The sequence below is a fragment of the Actinobacillus ureae ATCC 25976 genome (assembly GCF_000188255.1).
Classification (GTDB): domain Bacteria; phylum Pseudomonadota; class Gammaproteobacteria; order Enterobacterales; family Pasteurellaceae; genus Actinobacillus; species Actinobacillus ureae.
Genome location: NZ_GL831080.1, coordinates 1,155,238 through 1,176,491, shown reverse-complemented (window position 1 = coordinate 1,176,491; position 21,254 = coordinate 1,155,238). Strand labels below are relative to the sequence as shown.

16 protein-coding genes, 1 tRNA gene and 3 pseudogenes are annotated in these 21,254 nt (G+C 39.6%); 12 read left to right on the top strand and 8 right to left on the bottom strand.

What is annotated here, in order from left to right:
- Positions 1–102: 102 nt before the first annotated feature.
- The gene (gene tsaB / locus HMPREF0027_RS05530; RefSeq protein WP_005622881.1) at positions 103–795 is read left to right on the top strand and encodes a tRNA (adenosine(37)-N6)-threonylcarbamoyltransferase complex dimerization subunit type 1 TsaB; all 693 of its coding nucleotides are present in this window, start codon (positions 103–105) and stop codon (positions 793–795) included.
- Positions 796–1,090: 295 nt separating this feature from the next.
- Here the strand turns inward: tsaB and HMPREF0027_RS05525 are convergent, their stop codons facing one another.
- Both HMPREF0027_RS05525 and zapB read right to left on the bottom strand, forming a co-directional pair.
- Entirely contained in the window at positions 1,091–1,672 is a 582-nt protein-coding gene (locus HMPREF0027_RS05525) for a thymidine kinase (RefSeq protein WP_005622879.1), read from the bottom strand.
- A gap of 58 nt (positions 1,673–1,730) precedes the next feature.
- Positions 1,731–1,948, bottom strand: a pseudogene (gene zapB / locus HMPREF0027_RS05520) (cell division protein ZapB).
- Between the two features lie 184 nt (positions 1,949–2,132).
- On the opposite strand from zapB, the pseudogene glpX reads away from it, so the two are divergent.
- Positions 2,133–3,133, top strand: a pseudogene (gene glpX, locus HMPREF0027_RS05515) (class II fructose-bisphosphatase).
- Positions 3,134–3,228: 95 nt separating this feature from the next.
- Here the strand turns inward: glpX and HMPREF0027_RS05510 are convergent.
- From HMPREF0027_RS05510 to mazG, 5 genes and pseudogenes are all read right to left on the bottom strand, one after another.
- Entirely contained in the window at positions 3,229–4,002 is a 774-nt protein-coding gene (locus HMPREF0027_RS05510) for a Nif3-like dinuclear metal center hexameric protein (RefSeq protein ID WP_005622876.1), read from the bottom strand.
- A gap of 69 nt (positions 4,003–4,071) precedes the next feature.
- A pseudogene (locus tag HMPREF0027_RS11965) lies at positions 4,072–5,832 on the bottom strand (ATP-binding cassette domain-containing protein).
- A gap of 110 nt (positions 5,833–5,942) precedes the next feature.
- Entirely contained in the window at positions 5,943–7,343 is a 1,401-nt protein-coding gene (gene cpxA / locus HMPREF0027_RS05500) for an envelope stress sensor histidine kinase CpxA (RefSeq protein ID WP_005622873.1), read from the bottom strand.
- 74 nt (positions 7,344–7,417) lie between these two features.
- Positions 7,418–8,143 (bottom strand): response regulator, encoded by a 726-nt coding sequence (locus HMPREF0027_RS05495; protein ID WP_005622872.1) that lies wholly within the window; start codon positions 8,141–8,143, stop codon positions 7,418–7,420.
- 89 nt (positions 8,144–8,232) lie between these two features.
- Positions 8,233–9,015 (bottom strand): nucleoside triphosphate pyrophosphohydrolase, encoded by a 783-nt coding sequence (gene mazG, locus HMPREF0027_RS05490; RefSeq protein WP_005622871.1) that lies wholly within the window; start codon positions 9,013–9,015, stop codon positions 8,233–8,235.
- 339 nt (positions 9,016–9,354) lie between these two features.
- On the opposite strand from mazG, the gene accD reads away from it, so the two are divergent.
- From accD to HMPREF0027_RS05445, 9 genes are all read left to right on the top strand, one after another.
- Entirely contained in the window at positions 9,355–10,248 is an 894-nt protein-coding gene (gene accD / locus HMPREF0027_RS05485; RefSeq protein WP_005622870.1) for an acetyl-CoA carboxylase, carboxyltransferase subunit beta, read from the top strand.
- A gap of 56 nt (positions 10,249–10,304) precedes the next feature.
- Positions 10,305–11,609, top strand: a complete 1,305-nt coding sequence (folC, locus tag HMPREF0027_RS05480) for a bifunctional tetrahydrofolate synthase/dihydrofolate synthase (protein ID WP_081456959.1) — start codon at positions 10,305–10,307, stop codon at positions 11,607–11,609.
- 86 nt (positions 11,610–11,695) lie between these two features.
- Positions 11,696–11,772: transfer RNA gene (locus HMPREF0027_RS05475), tRNA-Met, on the top strand.
- 219 nt (positions 11,773–11,991) lie between these two features.
- Positions 11,992–12,453 (top strand): ribosome maturation factor RimP, encoded by a 462-nt coding sequence (gene rimP / locus HMPREF0027_RS05470; protein ID WP_005622868.1) that lies wholly within the window; start codon positions 11,992–11,994, stop codon positions 12,451–12,453.
- Between the two features lie 16 nt (positions 12,454–12,469).
- The gene (gene nusA, locus HMPREF0027_RS05465; protein ID WP_005622859.1) at positions 12,470–13,951 is read left to right on the top strand and encodes a transcription termination factor NusA; all 1,482 of its coding nucleotides are present in this window, start codon (positions 12,470–12,472) and stop codon (positions 13,949–13,951) included.
- Between the two features lie 21 nt (positions 13,952–13,972).
- Positions 13,973–16,459, top strand: a complete 2,487-nt coding sequence (gene infB / locus HMPREF0027_RS05460) for a translation initiation factor IF-2 (RefSeq protein WP_005622857.1) — start codon at positions 13,973–13,975, stop codon at positions 16,457–16,459.
- A gap of 170 nt (positions 16,460–16,629) precedes the next feature.
- The gene (gene rbfA / locus HMPREF0027_RS05455; RefSeq protein ID WP_044024302.1) at positions 16,630–17,013 is read left to right on the top strand and encodes a 30S ribosome-binding factor RbfA; all 384 of its coding nucleotides are present in this window, start codon (positions 16,630–16,632) and stop codon (positions 17,011–17,013) included.
- Positions 17,014–17,931, top strand: coding sequence for a tRNA pseudouridine(55) synthase TruB (truB, locus tag HMPREF0027_RS05450; RefSeq protein WP_005622853.1), 918 nt, complete (start codon positions 17,014–17,016; stop codon positions 17,929–17,931).
- A gap of 57 nt (positions 17,932–17,988) precedes the next feature.
- Positions 17,989–19,077 (top strand): lytic murein transglycosylase, encoded by a 1,089-nt coding sequence (locus tag HMPREF0027_RS05445; RefSeq protein ID WP_005622850.1) that lies wholly within the window; start codon positions 17,989–17,991, stop codon positions 19,075–19,077.
- 76 nt (positions 19,078–19,153) lie between these two features.
- Here the strand turns inward: HMPREF0027_RS05445 and dld are convergent, their stop codons facing one another.
- Positions 19,154–20,848 (bottom strand): D-lactate dehydrogenase, encoded by a 1,695-nt coding sequence (gene dld / locus HMPREF0027_RS05440; protein WP_005622849.1) that lies wholly within the window; start codon positions 20,846–20,848, stop codon positions 19,154–19,156.
- Between the two features lie 175 nt (positions 20,849–21,023).
- Between dld and HMPREF0027_RS05435 the strand changes: the two genes are divergently transcribed.
- The gene (locus tag HMPREF0027_RS05435; protein ID WP_005622847.1) at positions 21,024–21,206 is read left to right on the top strand and encodes a YegP family protein; all 183 of its coding nucleotides are present in this window, start codon (positions 21,024–21,026) and stop codon (positions 21,204–21,206) included.
- Positions 21,207–21,254 lie beyond the last annotated feature (48 nt).

Genomic DNA, 21,254 nt, shown 5'->3' with positions numbered 1-21,254 from the left:
TAAAAATTTATATCAGAAACACGGAAATAATAGGTTTTTGCAAATTTTTTTGTGAAATTAACCGCTTGTTTCCGTGTTTTCTGTCGTTTTAGGATAATAAAAATGAACAAAACAATTCTTGCTATTGATACAGCTACTGAGGCGTGCTCTGTGGCGTTATTACATAATAGACAAATTTCTGCATTTGATGAACTAAGTCCAAGAACACATACACAGCGAATTCTACCAATGATAGATGAATTATTAGCAAAAGCTAATATTTCTCTTAAACAAGTTGATGCGCTAGCATTTGGTCGAGGGCCAGGAAGCTTTACCGGTGTTCGAGTAGGTGTTGGTGTTGCTCAGGGGCTGGCAATGGGAGCAAATTTACCGGTTGTACCGGTCTCAAATCTCTTAGCAATGGCACAAGCAGCTTATGAGAAAATAGGAGCAACAAATGTTGTTGCACTGATTGATGCCCGTATGAATGAAGTTTATTTTGCGCAATATGAGAGAGTAGGACAGTGCTGGCAAACAATTGTTGCTGAGCAAGTATGCTCACCAGAGCGTGCTATCAGCCAAATACAGCCGAAGGATAATACTGTGGTTGTAGGTACCGGTTGGGCGGCATATTCGCAATTTCCTGATGCACAATTACCGTTTTTAGTGAGTGACATTACCTTACCTTCAGCAAAATCAATGCTTACACTTGCAGAATCCGAATTTGCTCAAGGGAATACGCAATTGGCACTACAAATTGAACCGGTTTATTTGCGTAATGAAGTGACTTGGGAAAAGTTACTGCATAAGCGTTAGGACTTAGATCACAAACAATTCTTGCTTTTGTAGAAAAATACAAAGAAATTACAGAAGGCGCGTCATAATGATGTGCCTTTCCTTTTTTGTAGGATTCTACAAGAATCTATTTTTTATCATTCCTCCTCCCGTATATCCTTCAAAACAGGTATGTAAATTGAACAATGAGCTTATATATTGAGCAAATGAGTATAAAGAACGAAATTTGGAAAATAGAAATTAAGGGAGGGAAAGAATAACAGCAAGCGGTTATTTTTGTAAAAAAATTCGTAAAAACAACCGTTTATAAGTAAGACTAGAGTTTATTGAGTTTTTGTTTATAGTGGTAACGACATACTGAAAGATATTTGTCATTTCCTCCAATCTGAATTTGGTCACCATCAGCGACAGCTTCGCCTTTCTCGTTCATGCGAATGACAAAATGGGCTTTTTTGCCGCAATCACAAATAGTTTTTAGCTCTTGCAATTCATCTGCCCAAGCTAATAAATACTGGCTTCCCTCAAAGAGCTCTCCTTGGAAATCTGTACGTAAACCATAACATAGCACTGGAATTCTTAGTTTATCTACTACATCAGTTAATTGATATACCTGCGTTTTCGTAAGAAATTGAGCTTCATCAATTAAGATACAGTGTAACGTTTTTTCTTGGTTGGCACGTTGAATTTCATCGAATAAATTTGATTCCGATTGAAATAATTGCGCTTCTTGTGAAATGCCAATACGAGAGCTTACTTTGCCAACACCATAACGATCATCAATCGCAGCGGTATAAACCAAAGTATTCATGCCTCGTTCTTGGTAGTTATAAGAGGATTGAAGCAGGGTGGTTGATTTTCCCGCATTCATTGAAGAGTAATAAAAATAGAGTTTTGCCATAATCTTACACAAATAAAAAACGGCTAATACGCATTAGCCGTTCTACAAAAAAGGAAAATTATACGTTGTCGATTTGACCTAAAAGTGAACGTAAACGATCTTGGAAGCTTTGTTGCTCAGATTTTAATTGTTCAAATTCTTGGCGTAATGTTTCTTTTTCTTGCTCTACAGTATTGTTTTTTCTTTTAATTCTTCCACTTCTAATTGAAGTAATTGAATTGTTTCTACTGCTTGTTTAATTTTTTCTTCAAGTTGGTCAAGAATTGATAATGACATAATTGGGTTCCCTCTTAAAAACAGATATGTAATTGTAAGAATTATACCTCAGTTAGGCGTTGATTTCATTGAAAAGTTCATGCATTTTGGAATTTTTCTTCATTTGCTGATTTTTTAGTAACGAAATCGATTGCTAGCTGATAAAATATGACAAATATTGGTTATTTTATGTAAAGAATATTAAATGAAACGTGCTATTTCTTTCGAGTTTTCTCGTGTAACGGAAACCGCCGCACTTGCAGCTTATGACTGGATTGGACGAGGTGATAAAAATGCGGCAGATGACGTCGCAGTAAAAGCAATGCGTTTGATCATGAATGAAATGGAAATTCGTGGTGAAATCGTGATTGGTGAAGGCGAAATTGATGAAGCGCCAATGTTTTATATTGGTGAGAAAGTCGGACGTTCTCAACCGGAAGATGATGAAGTTGCGATTGCGGTTGATCCGATTGATGGGACTCGAATGACCGCAATGGGGCAGGCAGGTGCATTAGCTGTGTTAGCCGCAGGGGGCAAAGATACTTTTCTTAAAGCACAGGATATGTATATGGAAAAGCTAGTGGTTGATAGCGAAGCAAAAGGGATGATCGATTTAGATCTTTCGCTTGAGCAAAATATTCGCCGAGTTGCGTCTAAAAAGGGAAAATTACTCACGCAAATGACCGTTACCATTTTAGCTAAACCTCGTCATGATGAAATCATTAAAGCGGTACAGAACTTAGGTGTAAGAGTGATGGCCATTCCCGATGGTGATGTTGCAGCGGTGGTACAGTGCTGTTTGCCGGATAGCGATTTAGATTTAGTTTATGGTATTGGTGGGGCGCCTCTAAAGGTGTTGTTGCGGCAGCCGCGGTTCGAGCTTTAGGCGGAGATATTCAAGGTTGCCTTATTCCTCGTAACCAAGTAAAAGGTAATTCGCCGAAAAATCTTGCTGCTGCAGAAAAAGAGCTTTCACGCTGTGCGCAAATGAACGTGCCGGTTAATAAAGTATTAAAATTGGAAGACTTGGTACGTAATGATAATGTGCTATTTGCGGCAACCGGAATTACCACCGGTGATTTATTAAAAGGCGTACAACGTAAGGGCAGTATGATGTTTACTGAAACGTTATTAATTCGAGGTCGTTCTCGTACAATTCGTAAGTTGGCTTCTTATCACGATATCTCTCGTTTATCTGAAGACTAAGAGTTAGTTACAAAAAAGTCGTATCGGAATAGATACGACTTTTTATTTTTAGAGCGAAAACATCGGCTAGCTCTAAATTTTATCTGCATTTCAAATTAAGCAGGGTTATCAATATCAATAAATTCTACATCTAGGCCGTATTCTTTTGCTAGCCATTCACCAAGTGCTTTCACTCCATCTCGCTCTGTAGCGTGGTGTCCGCAAGCAAAGTAATAAATACCTTGCTCACGGGCGGAATGAGTGGTTTGTTCTGAGATTTCACCGGAAATAAATGCATCACAACCTTTACTTGCCGCTAAATCGATATAACCTTGTCCACCACCGGTACAAATACCGACGTTGCGAATTAACTTATGCGGATAGTCAGCAATAAATTCATCACATAAAATTGGTTTACGGTTAAGTGCTTGTTCAATACGTTCCGCTAACTCTTTTGCAGAAATCGGCGTTTCAAATTCTCCATATACCGGAATTGAATTCGGACGGTCTTCTAAACCTTGTAGGTTTATCACGCCTAATTTTGTGGCTAATTGTGCGTTATTGCCTAATTCTGAATGAATATCCAACGGCAAATGATAGCCAAACAAATTAATGTCATTTACGAGTAATTGTTTGATGCGTTTACCTTTCATACCACGAATGCAAGGCGATTCGCTTTTCCAAAAATAACCGTGATGAACCAAAATCGCATCGGCATTTTTTTCAATCGCTTTTTCAATTAGCGGTAGAGTTGCGGTCACGCCAGTCACAATACGCTGAATGTGTGCTTTACCTTCTACTTGTAAACCGTTTGGTACGTAATCACTAATGGCTTTGCTGTTTAACTTTTCATCAATAATTTGTTCAAGTTCGAGATTAGATAGTCTCATTTATTCTTCCTTTTTAAGATAAAACAAGCGGTTAAATTATCTGAAAAATTTGCAAATTCATCGATAAATTTAACCGCTTACAGTAAGTTCATTTACTCTTGTGAAGGCGGTAATCGGGTTGAGTTTCGAAGCATTTTTTGCCGGCATATAACCAAATACCACGCCGATTAAGGTAGAGAAGAATACTGCCAATACAACCGATGCAGGAGAAAGCACCATTTGGAAATTGGAGCCTAGCGTATTGAATGTCACAATAATGGTAATCGCAAATAAGATACCGATAATCCCACCAAGTAAGCAGATGAGAATCGCTTCAATGAGAAATTGCTGCAAAATGTTACGTTGTTTTGCACCGATTGCCATGCGTACACCAATTTCTTTGGTTCGTTCTGTAACAGATACGAGCATAATATTCATTACGCCGATACCACCAACAATCAACGAAATCATCGCAATAGACGAGATTAATAATTTCATCGTATTTGTGGTACTGGTTTGCTTAATGGTATCGCTATTCATCACAAAAAAGTCTTTTTTGCCGTGCTTAGCCATTAATAGTTTGGTAATACTTTTTTCTGCCGTTTGGCTTTCAATATTATCTTTGACTTTTACGGTTAATGAATCAATATGTTTTTCACCGGAAATACGTTGCATCAGTGTCGTATAAGGCATCCACATTTTTAAACTGGTTTGATTCATATTGTTGGATTCATCAGCTAACCCAATGATTTTTAATGGTTTTTACCAACAAGAATCACTTTACCTTCAAGCGGCTCGGCTAAGCCAAGATCCTGAGGGCGTTGTGCTGTCAATATAAGCCTGTTTATTAAGCATAGTTGCATCACTGATAGTAAGATTTTTAGTCAAATTTGCTCGTCTATCACCAAAGCCCGTTCCGTTCATAATCGTCATGGTATTCGTACCAAGGCTATTAATGTTAGATAGAATGCGTTCTTGCGAACCTTGTCCGAGCGCCACAACCGAAATAACCGAAGTGATCCCAATCACTATGCCAAGCATAGTGAGAAGCGCCCGAAGTTTAGGTGCCATAATTGCACTAGTTGCCATTTTGAACGATTCGATCAATTGATCAAAGAAGCGAGGTGATTTATGTTCTCGTTTAGCTAACTTTAATTCTTCCGAATACGGTTGTTGGCGTTCATCACGAATAATTTGACCATCTTTAATTTCAATCACGCGACTAGCCGTTGCCGCAATATTCGGGTCATGGGTAACCATGATAATGGTATGACCCTCTTTATGTAGGTCTTGTAAGATTTGCAGTACGGTTTCACCACTTTTGGAATCCAAGGCACCGGTCGGCTCATCGGCAAGAATAATTTCACCACCGTTCATCAACGCACGAGCAATACTGACCCGTTGCTGTTGCCCGCCCGATAGCTGATTTGGACGATTAAGTGTTTTATCCGACAGTCCTAACTTATCCAGCAATTGATCGGCTCGTGCTTTCCGAGAGTGACTATCCATACCGGCATAAATAGCCGGCAATGCCACGTTTTCATTTGCCGTTAATGCGGAAAGGAGATTGTAACGTTGGAAAATAAAGCCAAATTTTCTTTGGCGAAGATCCGAAAGTTCATCACTATTCATTTGCAGTGTTTCTTTACCATCAATACAGCAAATACCGGAACTGGCAGTATCTAAACAGCCGATAATATTCATCAACGTTGATTTACCAGAACCGGATGCACCGATAATTGCGACAAAGTCACCTTGTTCAATGGTTAAATTAACATTTTTTAGAATATGTGCTTTGTTCTCACCTGAACCAAAATACTTATTCAGATTTTCAATTTCAATTAACTTCATTATTCCTAATATTCCGAGTATAAGCGGTAAAACTCACAATGTTTATACAAATGAAAGCGGTTGAACTTTGCAAAGTTTTTGCAAAAAATGACCGCTTGTATTCAGAGAGGTTATTCAATCCAAAGCGGTAAACGAATTTCTACTCGTAGACCGCCCAATGTGCTTTTCATTGCCTCAACAGAACCTTTATGCTGTTGCATTGCATTCGCCACAATAGCAAGGCCTAGACCAGTCCCTCCGGTTTGTCTGGCTCGAGCCTCATCTACGCGATAGAAAGGCAGGAATATTTGTTTATATTCACTTTCCGGTACTCCTTCACCATCATCATCAATAGAGATAACTAATTCAGTATTATCAATATACATCAATACTTTAATACTTTTATTCGCATATTTTTGCGCATTACGAATCACATTCTCCAATGCACTAGCCAAAATATTTTGATTACCGTTAATATAAAAACGTTCAGGATTAGCAACACGTTGGCTAATAAATAAATCAATATTATTCTGTTCCGCCTCAAATTTAGCATCTTCAAGAATATCGTCCCAAATATGATTGACTGAGAAAATTTCTCGAGTTAGATGCTGATTCACTTGCTGACGAGAGAGTGCTAATAAGTCATGTACCATTGTATCTAATTTAAGTACCTGATTATCAATACGAGTTAATTCCGGTGATTCGCCATTACGACGACGAATTAATGCGGTGGCTAGATGTAAACGAGCCAACGGTGTTTTTAATTCATGCGAAATATCCGAAAGCAAACGCTGTTGATGCAATGTCAAATCTTGTAATGAAGTGATCATTTGGTTAAAGCTTTTGCCTACTTCTCGCAATTCATTGATGCCTTCAGTCTCCAATGCCGGATTAATTGAAAAATTACCAGTTGCTACAGCATTGGCTGAAAGTCGTAATGCTTTTACCGGGCGAGCGATTTTCCATGATAACCATAATAAAATCGGTACACTAACGCCTAATACAATCAATAACATCAGCCAAGGCGAGTCAAAGATTTGGTTAAAAAATTCTTCTTGAGGGTCAACCATTTTAGCAAAATATTGATAGTATTCGCGCTTATTCGTTTTGACTAAAAATGGGCCATAAATTTCTAGATTACCAAAGCGACGTTGTAACGGTTCAGTAATGTTTTCGGCTCGATATAAGAATACTTGGAATGAAGTGACTTTATTCGGATCTGCACCTACAAAAATACCGGATTTGCGATCCAAAAGAATCATATCAAAACCATTAGCAGTTGAAACAAAAAGCTTACGTTCAAAACTTTCATCCAAGTTATATTGCAATTCGGTATTTTTAGTTTCTTGTTCAAAGAAAAAGCGTTCTTCTGTTTCAATAGGAGAAAAAGAGCGGGCATCAAAATTAGGTAATGCAAGGGTAATTGCTAGCAGTGTAGCAAAAGTAAGACCAAAATAGGCAAAAAGCTGATAGGCAAGATAATTTCTTACCGACATAGCCTTGCTAAGAAAATGAGAAATAAATTTAAGCATTAAAAGTACCTATCAATCAATATAGAAAAAATCCCTCGAAAAACGAGGGATTGTTTTTATATCAAACAAGATAATTATTTTTCCGTCACGAGTAAATAACCACGTCCACGTAAGGTTTTAAACCATGGTAGGTTATCATTACGTTCCGGTAATTTTTTACGGAGATTTGAAATGTGCATATCAATTGCACGATCGTAAGGTGTTAAACGCTTACCTAAAATTTCAAGGCTAAGTAGTTCACGAGAAAGAATTTGTCCTGGGTTACGCATTAACATTTGTAATAATGCGAATTCTGTACCGGTTAAATCTAAATCACAACCTTCAAAAATAGCTTGTTGACGTCCTGGATGTAATTCCACACCACCAAAAGAAAGTTGTTTGCTGTTTTCTTCCGGTGATTGATTTGCCGAAGTAATCACATCTGCACTATTTAAACTTGTTGAGACGGTACGACGTAAAATCGCTTTGATACGTGCAACAAGCTCACGATCATTAAACGGTTTTGGTAAATAGTCGTCTGCACCAAGCTCTAAACCTAAAACACGGTCGATTTCATCATCACGTGCACTTAGCATCAATACCGGAGTAGAGTATTTCTGACGTAATTGTTTCAAGGTCTCAATACCATTTAATACAGGCATCATTACATCTAATAAAATAAGATCATAAGCTTGTAATTCTAATTCAGTGAGAGCATCTTGACCATTGTGTACACAGTGAATATCAAAACCTTCTAGTGAAAGTAACTCTGCTAAAAGTTCAGTCAATTCAACATCATCAACTAGTAAAATTCTAGGCATAACTAATTCCTATTTTTATTCAATTATATTTATTGCTGTAATTACTTGACATAACAGCTACAATTTACAGCTTTATCAAAGTTTGTCAATTATTCCTGAGATTTTATTTGTTCCCAAATTGAATCTAGCTCAGATAAAGAACATTTTGCCACAGTTTTGCCTCGTTGCTTAATAAGCTTTTCTACTTTTTTAAATCGACTTTCAAATTTGACGTTTGCCATGCGCAAACAAGATTCAGCATCGATATGATAATGGCGGCATAAATTTACCGTTGCAAAGAGAAAATCCCCTAATTCTTCCTCTAGTTTTCCTGTACTTTGAGGATATTGAGCAATTTCATCTTTGACTTCTTGCAACTCTTCTTCTACTTTTGCGAGCACATCTTGAGGGTCGGTCCAATCAAAACCGACTTTTGCGCAACGTTTTTGAAGTTTATTCGCTCGGGTTAGCGCCGGCAAAGCAAAAGGAACATCATCTAAAATTGATTCATGTCGTTGGCGTTTGGCTTCCGCTGCTTTACGTTCTTCCCAATTTCTTAATGCTTCTTCACTATTCTCGGCTGAGCTATCACCAAAAACGTGAGGATGCCTATAAATCAATTTTTCATGAATATCGTTTAGTACATCGTAAAAAGTAAAAGTTCCTTCCTCCTTAGCCAACTGACTAAGAAATACAACCTGTAGTAATAAATCGCCTAATTCTTCGCGAAGAGCAGAGCGATCTTTCGTATGAATTGCTTCGGCAACTTCATAAGTTTCTTCTAACAAACAAGGCAGCATCGAGTCAAAATCCTGTTTAATATCCCAAGGACATCCTGTTCGAGGATCGTGAAGTTGAGCTACAACATCAAGAAATTGGTCAATTTTAGTCATTTTTACCTCTCCAATGTCAAAACATTAAGCTATTTTGGCACTTTATCTCCCTGAGATTCAACTAAAAATCATAAAATACTCACAACCCCGATCAATTTTATGGCATTATGTTAATGATTAGTTAAGGAGAGCGTATGGCAGCGGAAAAACTCACCAATAAAAGACTTATCCAAATTGTAGTAATGCTATGTATCTTAATTGGAGCTTTTCTTTATCGTACTTATACATATAGCTGATATTTCAGCTGATCAGAGCAGATTGTATTATTAAAGCATATCCAAAAGACTGAAATTATGCTTTAATATCGATAATTTTTTGTCAAAATAACAAGGTTAAAAAATGAGCTGGATTGAAAGAATTTTAGGAAGAACCTCTTCATCATCAAGCAGTAGCAAATCTAAAGTGCCTGAAGGCGTTTGGACAAAATGTAAAAGCTGTGAACAGGTTCTATACAGCGAAGAACTTAAACGTAATATGCATGTTTGCCCGAAGTGTAATCACCATATGCGTTTTGATGCACGTACTCGTTTATTATCGTTATTAGACCAATATAGCGCACAAGAAATTGCAGCCGAGCTAGAACCGCAAGATATCTTAAAATTTAAAGATTTGAAAAAATATAAAGATCGTTTAACCGCAGCACAAAAACAAACCGGTGAGAAAGACTCTTTTATTACAATGTACGGTACATTGCATAATATGCCGGTTGTGGTTGCGTCATTTAACTTTGAATTTATGGGCGGCTCAATGGGCTCGGTTGTCGGCGCAAAATTCGTACGTGCTGCGGAGCGTGCATTAGCGGAAAATATTCCGTTTATCTGTTTCTCTGCATCTGGCGGTGCTCGTATGCAAGAAGCATTGTTCTCTTTAATGCAGATGGCGAAAACCAGTGCGATCTTAGCGAAAATGCGTGAAAAATGTGTGCCGTTTATTTCTGTTTTAACGGATCCGACACTAGGCGGTGTTTCAGCAAGTTTAGCAATGTTAGGTGATATCAATATCGCAGAACCTAAAGCATTAATCGGTTTTGCCGGTCCACGTGTTATCGAACAAACTGTACGTGAAAAATTGCCGGAAGGCTTCCAACGTGCAGAGTTCTTATTAGAACACGGCGCAATTGATATGATTGTGCAACGTAAAGATATGCGTGATACGCTTGCTCGTTTATGTGCCAAAATGACCAATAAACCAACGCCTTTTAAAACAGCAGAATTAATTGTTGAAGAAGCCTAATTTTATTTAAGCATGACTTAAGCCACGTTATACGTGGCTTTCTTTTTGGAGAAGCAATAATGAGTACTTTAACAGCTCCAAGTATTAACGACAGTCTCTCTACGTGGCTCGACTATTTAGAAAAATCACACTTTAAGCCAATTGATATGGGCTTAGAACGTATTAAAAGCGTAGCGGAAGCGCTCGAATTACTTCAGCCAGCACCTTTCGTCATTACCGTTGCCGGCACTAATGGTAAAGGTTCAACTTGCCGTTTATTGGAAGTGGCTTTACTAAAAGTGGGTTATCGTGTCGGTGTTTATTCATCACCGCATTTGATTCGTTATAACGAACGAGTGAGAATTCAAGGTGAATTACTCAATGATGAAGCTCATGTGCAGTCATTTGCAAAAATCCAACAAAAAAAGACTGCTTCTTTAACCTATTTTGAGTTTAGTACACTTTCGGCATTGCAGCTTTTTAAAGAAGCAAATTTGGATATTGTGATTTTAGAAGTTGGGCTTGGTGGGCGTTTAGATGCAACCAATATTGTTGATCCGCATTTAGCGATAATTACCTCAATCGATATCGACCACGTGGATTTTCTCGGCGATAACCGAGAAGATATTGGGCGAGAGAAAGCAGGTATTTTCCGTGAAAATATACCAGTGATTATCGGTGAACCGGATTGCCCGAGAAGTATCTTACAGCAAGCGAAAGCACTTAATTGCCAAGTAATAAGACGTAATGTAAATTGGAAATTTTCCGTAGAAAATGACCGCTTCCACTGGCAATCGGAATTTATTGATTGGCAAGATTTACCAATGCCACAAATTCCGATTCCGAATGCCGGTACCGCTTTAGCCGCTTTGGCTCAACTTCCATTTGAAATCAATGAACAAGTGGCTAGAACCGCATTACAAGAAGCTCAAATGACTGGTCGTTTCCAAACGCTAAACGAACAAGATTTTGCAAACTTTTCAGGAAAACGACCGTTTGCTCAAGTGAGCATTGATGTCGGACACAATCCGCATGCAGCAAAATATTTGGCAGGACGATTAAATTCACTAAAACAGCCGAACCAAAAGATTTTTGCCGTATTTAGTGCATTAGTTGATAAAGACTTAAGCGGCATCGTAGAGCCATTGGCAAATGTTATTGATGAATGGCATTGTACCGGTTTAGCCGGATATCGAGGACAGTCAGGTGAAGTGGTCTATCAAAAACTTGCAAAAGTTTTACCAAATTCGACCGCTTGTTATTACCAAACCGTTCCCGAAGCAGCTGAATCATTATTCGCCAAAGCGAGCAAAACCGATATTATCCTGATTTTCGGCTCATTCCACACCGTGAGCGATTTTTTAGTTTGGATTGGGAAGTGATTTGTTGTTTTGTTAACCAAACAAAAACAAATTTGAAAAAAGTGCTTGCATTGGTTTTGGAAATCTCTATAATGAGCCACATCAGACGCGGGGTGGAGCAGCTTGGTAGCTCGTTGGGCTCATAACCCGAAGGTCGTTGGTTCAAATCCAGCCCCCGCAACCAGTTTTAAGGCTCACAGTTTTGATTAAAACTGTGAATTTTGTCTTATACAGCCTTTGTTAATTTTCGATAACGAGCATAAGTCGCAAAATTTTGTATAAAACAAACCGCTTAAAGCCCCACGGTTTTCCGTCTGGGGTTTTTTTACGGCTGGTACATAATAATCGTATCAAAAGAGCTGGTTAAGGCTCTTTTTTTATATCTGTCATTTAGGAGGCCTCCTTGGCAACTTTAGAACAAAAATTAGAAGAACTCGTTTCTGACACCATTGAATCAATGGGCTGCGAATTAGTCGGTATTGAGTGTCAACGAGCAGGGCGTTTTTTAACAGTACGTTTATATATTGATAAAGAAGGCGGTGTAACCATTGATGATTGTAGTGATGTTAGCCGTCAAGTGAGCGCAATTCTAGATGTTGAAGATCCGATTGCGGATAAATACAACTTAGAGGTTTCATCACCAGGTTTGGATCGTCCGCTCTTTACCCTTGTACATTACCAACGTTTTATCGGGCAAGAAGTCGTGATTCACTTATGTATTCCGATGTTCGATCGCCGTAAATGGCAAGGTAAATTAGAGAGCGTAGAAGGCGATTTAATTACACTGACGGTAGATAACGAAGCTCGTCAATTTGCATTCGGTAATATTCAAAAAGCAAACTTAGTTCCAGTTTTTAATTTCTAGAAGGTTAACCCAGAAAATGAGTAAAGAAATTTTATTAGCCGCAGAAGCGGTATCTAACGAGAAGTTACTGCCAAAAGAAGCTATCTTTGAAGCGCTTGAAACGGCATTAGCCATTTCGACTAAAAAGAAAAAAGAGATGGATATCGATGTGCGTGTAGTAATTGACCGCAAAACCGGTGATTTCCAAACTTTCCGTCGTTGGATTGTGGTTGAACAAGTACACAATATGACACGCGAGATCAGCTTAGAAGCGGCGCAATACGAAAACCCTAGCGTGCAATTAGGCGATATCGTTGAAGATGAAGTGGATTCAATTCCATTCAACCGTATTACGATGCAAACTGCACGTCAAGTGATCAGTACCAAAATTCGTGAAGCGGAACGTAACAAAGTTATCGATCAATTCCGTTCACAATTAAATACCATCATTACTGCAACCGTTAAGAAAGTAAACCGTGATCAAATCATTTTAGATTTAGGTAACCAAGCGGAAGCAGTAATCGTACGTGAAGATATGCTTCCACGTGAAAACTTCCGTCTGGGTGACCGTGTACGTGGCGTATTATATGCGATTAAACCTGAGTCAAAAGGCCCGCAACTTTTCGTAACACGTGCAAAACCGATTATGTTAGAAGAGTTATTTAAACTTGAAGTACCGGAAATCGGTGAAGATGTCATCGAAATTAAAGGTGCATCTCGTGATCCGGGTTCTCGTGCAAAAATTGCAGTGAAATCACACGATAAACGTATCGATCCGGTAGGAGCTTGTGTGGGTATGCGTGGTGCGCGAGTTCAAGCAATTAGCAATGAATTAGGCGGTGAGCGTGTAGATATCGTACTTTGGGACGATAATCCGGCACAATTCGTCATTAACGCAATGGCACCGGCAGATGTAAGTTCTATCGTGGTTGATGAAGATAAACATGCAATGGATATTGCGGTTGAAAGCAAAAACCTTGCGCAAGCAATCGGTCGTAACGGTCAAAACGTACGTTTAGCAACCCAATTAACCGGTTGGACATTAAACGTAATGACTACGGAAGATTTAGATAAGAAGCATCAAGCGGAAGATAATAAAGTTATCGATTTATTCGTAACTTCATTAGAAATCGACCAAGAATTTGCACAAATCTTAGTAGATGAAGGTTTCTCTAGCTTAGAAGAACTTGCGTTTATTCCGGTAAGTGAATTAACTGCAATTGATGGTCTTGAAGATGAAGATTTAGTCGAAGAATTACAAACTCGTGCAAAAAATGTAATTACTGCAAAAGCATTAGCGGAAGAAGAAGCATTACAACAAGCGCATATTGAAGATCGTTTATTAAACTTAGAAGGTTTAGATCGTCATATTGCATTTAAACTGGCTGAAAAAGGTATCACTACGCTTGAAGAATTAGCGGAACAAGCAACTGATGACCTTTCAGATATTGAAGAATTATCAGCAGACAAAGCAAGCGAATTAATTATGGCTGCACGTCAAATTTGCTGGTTTAGCTAATCGTTGTAAGGAGATAAAACAATGAGTGATAACGAAATTAAAAACGAAGCACCTAAGAAATTTAGCTTACAACGTCGCACAAAAACTACTGTGGCTGACGGTAAAGTTCAAGTTGAAGTGCGTAAGTCACGTAAAATTGATACGGAAGCGGTTAAAAAAGCACAAGAAGAAGCCGCTTTAAAAGCGAAACAAGCAGCGGAGAAAGCGAAGGCAGAAGCAGAGGCGGCTAAAAAAGCGGAAGAAGCAAAAGCGGCTGAAGCGAAAAAGCACGCTGTACCGGTAATGCCTAACAGCAAGCCAAAAGCGGCAACACCAAAAGTAGAACAACCAAAACAAGAAAAAGCGCTTGATCCGGAAAAAGAAGCGAAGAAAAAAGAAGAAGCAGAACTCCGCCGTAAACAAGAAGAATTAGCGCGTCAAAAAGCGGAAATGGAAGCGAAACGTGCAGCAGAAAATGCGCGTCGTTTAGCGGAAATTGCACGTGAAGAAGCGTCTGAAAGCGGTGAAGAATTCGAAGATGATCGTTTTACTTCAAGCTATGCGCGTGAAGCGGATCGTGATAATGACCGCCGTAGCGAAACAAATCGCAGCCGTGGTAAAGGTGGTGTAAATAAAGCGAAAAAAGGCGATCGTGAAGACAAAAACGAGCGTAGCGCAGACCGTCGTAGCCAAAAAGATGTGAAAGGTAAGGGTAAAAATGCGAAGAAAGGTTCTGCATTACAACAAGTCTTCACTAAACCTGTTCAAGTAAATAAAGCTGATGTCGTTATCGGTGAAACCATCACTGTTGCTGAACTTGCTAATAAAATGGCGGTAAAAGCAACCGAAATCATCAAAACGATGATGAAAATGGGTGAGATGGTAACGATTAACCAAGTTATCGACCAAGAAACTGCTCAACTTGTTGCGGAAGAAATGGGTCATAAAGTTATTTTACGTAACGAAAATGAACTTGAAGACGCAGTAATGGAAGATCGTGACATTGATGCGGAAAAAGTAACACGTGCGCCGGTAGTAACCATCATGGGTCACGTTGACCACGGTAAAACGTCATTACTTGACTATATCCGTAAAGCGAAAGTTGCAGCAGGTGAAGCGGGTGGTATTACTCAGCACATCGGTGCTTACCACGTTGAAACCGATGACGGTAAGATGATTACCTTCTTAGATACACCGGGACACGCAGCGTTTACTTCTATGCGTGCACGTGGTGCGAAAGCAACAGATATCGTTGTTCTTGTAGTAGCGGCGGATGACGGTGTAATGCCACAAACTATCGAAGCGATCCAGCACGCGAAAGCGGCAGGCGCACCGATTGTAGTTGCGGTAAACAAAATTGATAAACCGGAAGCAAACCCTGATCGTGTAGAGCAAGAATTACTCCAACACGAAGTGATTTCAGAGAAATTCGGTGGTGACGTCCAGTTCGTACCTGTATCAGCGAAAAAAGGTTTAGGTATTGACGAATTACTAGAAGCGATTCTTCTTCAATCTGAAGTATTAGAACTTACGGCAGTTAAAGAAGGTATGGCAAGCGGTGTCGTAATCGAGTCTTATCTTGATAAAGGTCGTGGCTCGGTAGCAACGATTCTTGTGCAATCAGGTACATTAAACAAAGGCGATATCGTACTTTGTGGTTTAGAATACGGTCGTGTGCGTGCGATGCGTGATGAAAACGGTAAAGATATCAATTCCGCAGGCCCGTCAATTCCTGTTGAGGTATTAGGTCTTTCAGGCGTACCGGCAGCCGGTGATGAAGCAACCGTTGTACGTGACGAGAAAAAAGCACGTGAAGTAGCATTATTCCGTCAAGGTAAATTCCGTGAAGTGAAACTTGCTCGTCAGCAAAAAGCGAAACTTGAAAATATGTTTAGCAATATGACAGCAGGTGATGTTGCAGAACTTAATGTGATTGTTAAAGCGGACGTACAAGGTTCGGTAGAAGCAATTTGCCAAGCATTAGCAGAGCTTTCAACAGACGAAGTAAAAGTGAAAGTAGTGGGTTCTGGTGTAGGTGGTATCACTGAAACGGATGCAACTTTAGCTGCAGCTTCAAATGCGATCATGGTTGGTTTCAACGTTCGTGCGGACGCATCGGCTCGTTGTGTAATTGAAGCGGAAAACATCGACTTACGTTACTACTCAATCATCTACGAATTGCTCAACGAAATCAAAGCGGCAATGAGCGGTATGTTACAGCCTGAATTCAAGCAAGAAATCATCGGCTTAGCAGAAGTACGTGACGTATTCCGCCATCCGAAATTCGGTGCAATCGCAGGTTGTATGGTAACCGAAGGTGTGGTGAAACGTAACAACCCAATCCGTGTATTACGTGACAACGTAGTAATCTTTGAAGGTGAATTAGAATCTCTCCGCCGCTTCAAAGACGACGTTTCAGAAGTACGTAACGGTATGGAATGTGGTATCGGCGTTAAAAACTATAACGATGTAAAAGTTGGCGACCAAATCGAGGTATTCGAAGTGGTTGAAGTGAAACGTACTATCTAATTTCGTTTCATTAGTGAAAGCGGTCAGAGTTCTGCATAAATTTGCAAAAATTTAGTGGAAACTGACCGCTTGTTTTTGGTTGAACATCGCTAATAATCACAAATTAGGGTATAATCCTAACAAAATTTTAAGGCGCTTTTGTGGTGCCTCGTTTGCATTTTGGAGAAAACATGAGCAGAGAATTTAAACGCAGTGATCGTGTAGCGCAAGAGCTACAAAAAGAGATTGCTGTGATTTTACAACGAGAGGTGAAAGATCCTCGTATCGGGATGGTAACGGTATCTGATGTGGAAGTGAGCCGTGATTTGGCTTATGCCAAAATCTTTGTAACTTTCTTATTCGATAATGATCAAAGCGCAATTGAGCAGGGTATGAAAGGTTTAGAAAAAGCAAGCCCGTATATTCGTTCGTTAGTCGGTAAAGCAATGCGTTTACGTATCGTGCCTGAGCTTCGTTTTATTTACGATCAATCGTTGGTAGAAGGGATGCGTATGTCTAACCTTGTATCGAATGTGATTAAAAACGATGAAGCTAAACATAAAGAGGACGAATAGGTGTCAAGACCTCGTAAAAAAGGCCGTGATGTTCACGGCGTATTTTTATTAGATAAACCGCAAGGAATGTCATCAAATGATATCTTGCAAAAGGTAAAACGCTTATTTCAAGCAAATAAGGCAGGGCATACCGGTGCATTAGATCCGCTAGCAACCGGTATGTTACCGATTTGTTTAGGTGAAGCAACTAAATTCTCACAGTTTTTACTTGATTCGGATAAACGTTATCAAGTTACCGCAAAATTAGGCGAACGCACCGATACGTCGGATGCGGAAGGGCAAGTCGTTGAAACCCGTGAGGTGAATGTAGGTGAAGCGGAAATTATTGCAGCGTTAGATCAATTTCGCGGCGATATTTTACAAGTTCCGACAATGTTTTCCGCATTGAAACATAATGGCAAACCACTTTATGAATATGCTCGTCAAGGCATTACGGTGGAACGAGAAGCGCGCCCGATTACGATTTTTGAGCTGCGTTTTATCGAATATTCTGCGCCTTATCTTACGTTAGAAGTACATTGCTCAAAAGGCACTTATATCCGTACTTTGGTGGATGATTTAGGTGAAGTATTAGGTTGTGGCGCACATGTTACGGTTTTACGCCGCTTGGTGGTTGCAAATTATCCGATTGAAGCGATGATGAGCTATGCAGATTTGCAAAATTTAAGTGAAAATCAACCGCTTGAAGCGTTGGATCAATATCTTTTACCTTTAGATACCGCAGTAGAAAGTCTGCCTAGAATAAATCTAACAGCAGAGCAAACCAAAGCGGTCGGTTTCGGTCAAAGAGTCAAATTTGAAAATATCGATCAAACTTACGGTCAAGTGCGTTTATTTTCAGAACATGGTCAATTCCTCGGAGTAGCGGAAATCACCAATGATAATGTGATTCGCCCGAGTCGAATGGTAAACCTTTAGTTTTTACGGTTTGTTTCTGCAAAAGTAGGAGCAGACCGCTTTAATGCAAAGAACAATATGAAATTCAAATTTTTAGCCATTCCTTTTACCGTGATTACCTTGGTAATTGCAGGCTGTTCAAATAAAAATTCATTTCAAGAATTACCGCTTGATGCGCAATATAATAAAGCTCGTACGCTCAATAACTTTAATGATTACGTACATTTTCTAAAACAAAAAGCAGCGGCTGCCGGTGTTTCGGATAAAACGCTCAATACGCAGTGTTTCATTCATTACAACGCACGAGCAGTACAGCTAGATCAACAGCAAGCAGGGCGTAAAAGAGATCCGAATGCGCCGGTCCCACAACCGAATCCGAATGGCGTAACGAATTATCTCAACAAAGTGCTAACACAGGCTAAAGTGAATACGGCGGTTGAGAAGTGGTATGAATTTAGTTCACCACTAACCAAAGCAAGCCAGAAATACGGTGTTCAAAAAGAATATATTATGGCACTTTGGGGCATGGAAAGTAGCTTTGGTCGTTACCAAGGTGATTTTGATGTGTTATCCGTTTTAGCAACACTCGCTTTTGACGGTCGCCGTGAAAAGCTCTTCACGCAAGAATTTGTCAATGCGATGAAAATGCTAGATGATGGCACGATCAATCGTTATGAAATGCAAGGTTCTTGGGCGGGCGCTATGGGGCAAACACAATTCATGCCGACTGTTTATTTAAGCTATGATGCCGATGGTGACGGTGATGGTAAAAAAGATATTTGGAACAATGAAGCGGACGCGTTTGCTTCAATTGCTTCTTATCTTTCTACAGTCGGATGGGACGACAGCTTGCCTTGGGGAATTGAAGTTAGGTTATCTAGCCCAATTGATATGTCATTTTCAGGACTTGCGGAGAACCAAGCAAAAAGCTTAGGCGAGTGGCAATCTTGGGGAGTCTATCTCGCTTACCCAACTGCACAAGATAGCGCAAAATTAAGCGCACTAAGTGGTAAAAAATTATGGTTGGTTCGTCCGGATAAAGAGGTCGGCAGAGCATTCTTGGTAACCAGCAATTTCCGTACCTTAATGGACTGGAACAGGTCAAACAATTTCGGTATAAGCATCGGCAAGTTTGCTGATCGTATAAACGCCTCGATTGGGCAATAATAACTAAAACAAGCGGTGAATTTGTAAGAAATTTCGCAAATTTAACCGCTTGTTGTTTATTTAAGCGCAGGAAATACTATTCTTGCCAATATTTTTTCTTACTGGTTTGCCCAATCCCCGGATTAAAGCTATTGGTCGGATCGAGAACCCTATAGAACTTACGTAATTCCGGTTTTGCTTCATAGAGATGACCGACATTATGTTCCGCCGGATATTGCGCGCCACGTTTATCTAACAACTTCAGCATTTCGTGTTCTAACTTCACACAATCACAGCCTTTCTTGACAATATAGTCTTGGTGGAAAACATGACACATAAAATGGCCATAATAGAGTTTATGACTAATTTGTGCATCAATTTCTGCCGGCAATTGTTCAAACCAATCTGGATCGTTACGGCGCAGAGCAACATCCAGTGCGACAATGTCTTCCACTTCTTGTTCATGGATTGCACGATAACGAATAGCCGCACTGGCAACCGCAAACCGGTGTAGCATCGCTGCTTGCGTTTCTAACGCATTACATTCAAAAAAATCGCCTTTTTCATGTTGAGTAAAATAGTGTTTAAGGTAGTTACGAGCTTCATCAACACCTTTCCCCCCCATTTTGATAATTAAATGGTGTTCATAACGATCACGGAATTGCCATAAACTTTGTGGCAAATGTTCCGGCAATCCCTTTGAGATCAATTGCATTACCTTATCACTCAGATGATGTGGTAAGAACGGTATCTTTTTACTGAGACGATCGACATTTGCCTTTAGAGCAAACAACTTCGGTAGCCATTGAGTACCAAATTTTTTAATAACCCAGAATGTATCCTTACCATAACGAGCAGCCACATCAAAGGCATCACGATGAATGTATTCACCAGAAATTGGTAGTTGTTCAAATTGACTCAGCATATGGCGACGTAAATCATTAAGAACATTGGTTTGATTGGTACCAATATAAAATACGGCGGTATCTTTTTCGAGAGGGAAAGTATCTAAACGAACAGCGAAGATAGCGAGTTTTCCGGCGCTACCAGAAGCTTCAAAATGGCGAGCTGGATCAGCATTGAAACGAGCAGGTGAGTTTTCATCTACTTGGCGAACATGATTGCAATAACTGTGATCATGTCCTTTTCCGCAATCTTGCTGAATATCTTTTTGTTGGTAACGTTGCGTTTGCAAATTCGTTAGTATTTCTTCCGGTGTCGAACCTAACTCAATGCCAAGGTGGTTATGCAATTCCAGTTCGCCTTGCTCATTCAATTGCGCATACAGTGCCATTTCCGTATAAGCAGGCCCTCGTTGCACCAATGCACCGCCCGAATTATTGCAAATTCCACCGATTACAGAAGCACCAATGCAAGATGAACCGATGACCGAATGAGGTTCTCGCCCATATGGTTTTAACTGATTTTCAAGTTCATTCAGTGTCGAACCGGGTAAACAAACTACTTGCGCTGCATGATTAATCAATTGAATACCGTTAATCCGCATCGCATTAATAATCACAATATCACGATCGTAATCATTGCCACTTGGGGTAGAGCCGCCGGTTAAGCCCGTATTAGCCGCTTGGTTAATCACAATCACATCATGCGCAACACAAGCTTTTAAAATCTGCCAAAACTCCAATAAATTGGCAGGTCTAACAACTGCAAGCGCTGCACCGGAACCAAAGCGATAACCGCTTCGATATGATTCTGTTTTAGCCGGATCGGTAATAATATGTTGATTACCTACAATTTGAGTAAGTTGTGCAATAAGTTGTTGTGCAGACATTTTGTTATCCTCTTGTAATAAGAATTAACAACATCATAACAGATAAAATATCTATTTGTTGAGCAAATTTACGTAAATAAGCGGTCATTTTTTGCGAAAAATTTGCAATTTTTCATTAAATAAGTAATCTTGTCGCTACCAAACACGATGTTTGGTTTTAAATGAGGAAATAAATATGTATTTTGAAATTTATAAAGATGCGAAAGGTGAATTCCGTTGGCGTTTAAAATCTGGCAATCACCAAACTGTCGCAACAGGTGGGGAAGGCTATGCAACTAAGCAGAGCTGCCAGAAGGGTATTGAAGCGGTGAAAAAAATTACTGCGGAAACTGAAGTTAAAGACTTAACCAAAGAATAAGCATAACCTCTATGCAATAAGTAAAGCGCTGAGATTTGATCTGACCTC

Bases quoted from the DNA above. Each gene is read 5' to 3' on its own strand.
- tsaB (WP_005622881.1), top strand. From the start codon at position 103: ATGAACAAAACAATTCTTGCTATTGATACAGCTACTGAGGCGTGCTCT.
- HMPREF0027_RS05525 (WP_005622879.1), bottom strand. From the start codon at position 1,672: ATGGCAAAACTCTATTTTTATTACTCTTCAATGAATGCGGGAAAATCA.
- HMPREF0027_RS05510 (WP_005622876.1), bottom strand. From the start codon at position 4,002: ATGAGACTATCTAATCTCGAACTTGAACAAATTATTGATGAAAAGTTA.
- cpxA (WP_005622873.1), bottom strand. From the start codon at position 7,343: ATGCTTAAATTTATTTCTCATTTTCTTAGCAAGGCTATGTCGGTAAGA.
- HMPREF0027_RS05495 (WP_005622872.1), bottom strand. From the start codon at position 8,143: ATGCCTAGAATTTTACTAGTTGATGATGTTGAATTGACTGAACTTTTA.
- mazG (WP_005622871.1), bottom strand. From the start codon at position 9,015: ATGACTAAAATTGACCAATTTCTTGATGTTGTAGCTCAACTTCACGAT.
- accD (WP_005622870.1), top strand. From the start codon at position 9,355: ATGAGCTGGATTGAAAGAATTTTAGGAAGAACCTCTTCATCATCAAGC.
- nusA (WP_005622859.1), top strand. From the start codon at position 12,470: ATGAGTAAAGAAATTTTATTAGCCGCAGAAGCGGTATCTAACGAGAAG.
- infB (WP_005622857.1), top strand. From the start codon at position 13,973: ATGAGTGATAACGAAATTAAAAACGAAGCACCTAAGAAATTTAGCTTA.
- rbfA (WP_044024302.1), top strand. From the start codon at position 16,630: ATGAGCAGAGAATTTAAACGCAGTGATCGTGTAGCGCAAGAGCTACAA.
- HMPREF0027_RS05445 (WP_005622850.1), top strand. From the start codon at position 17,989: ATGAAATTCAAATTTTTAGCCATTCCTTTTACCGTGATTACCTTGGTA.
- dld (WP_005622849.1), bottom strand. From the start codon at position 20,848: ATGTCTGCACAACAACTTATTGCACAACTTACTCAAATTGTAGGTAAT.
- HMPREF0027_RS05435 (WP_005622847.1), top strand. From the start codon at position 21,024: ATGTATTTTGAAATTTATAAAGATGCGAAAGGTGAATTCCGTTGGCGT.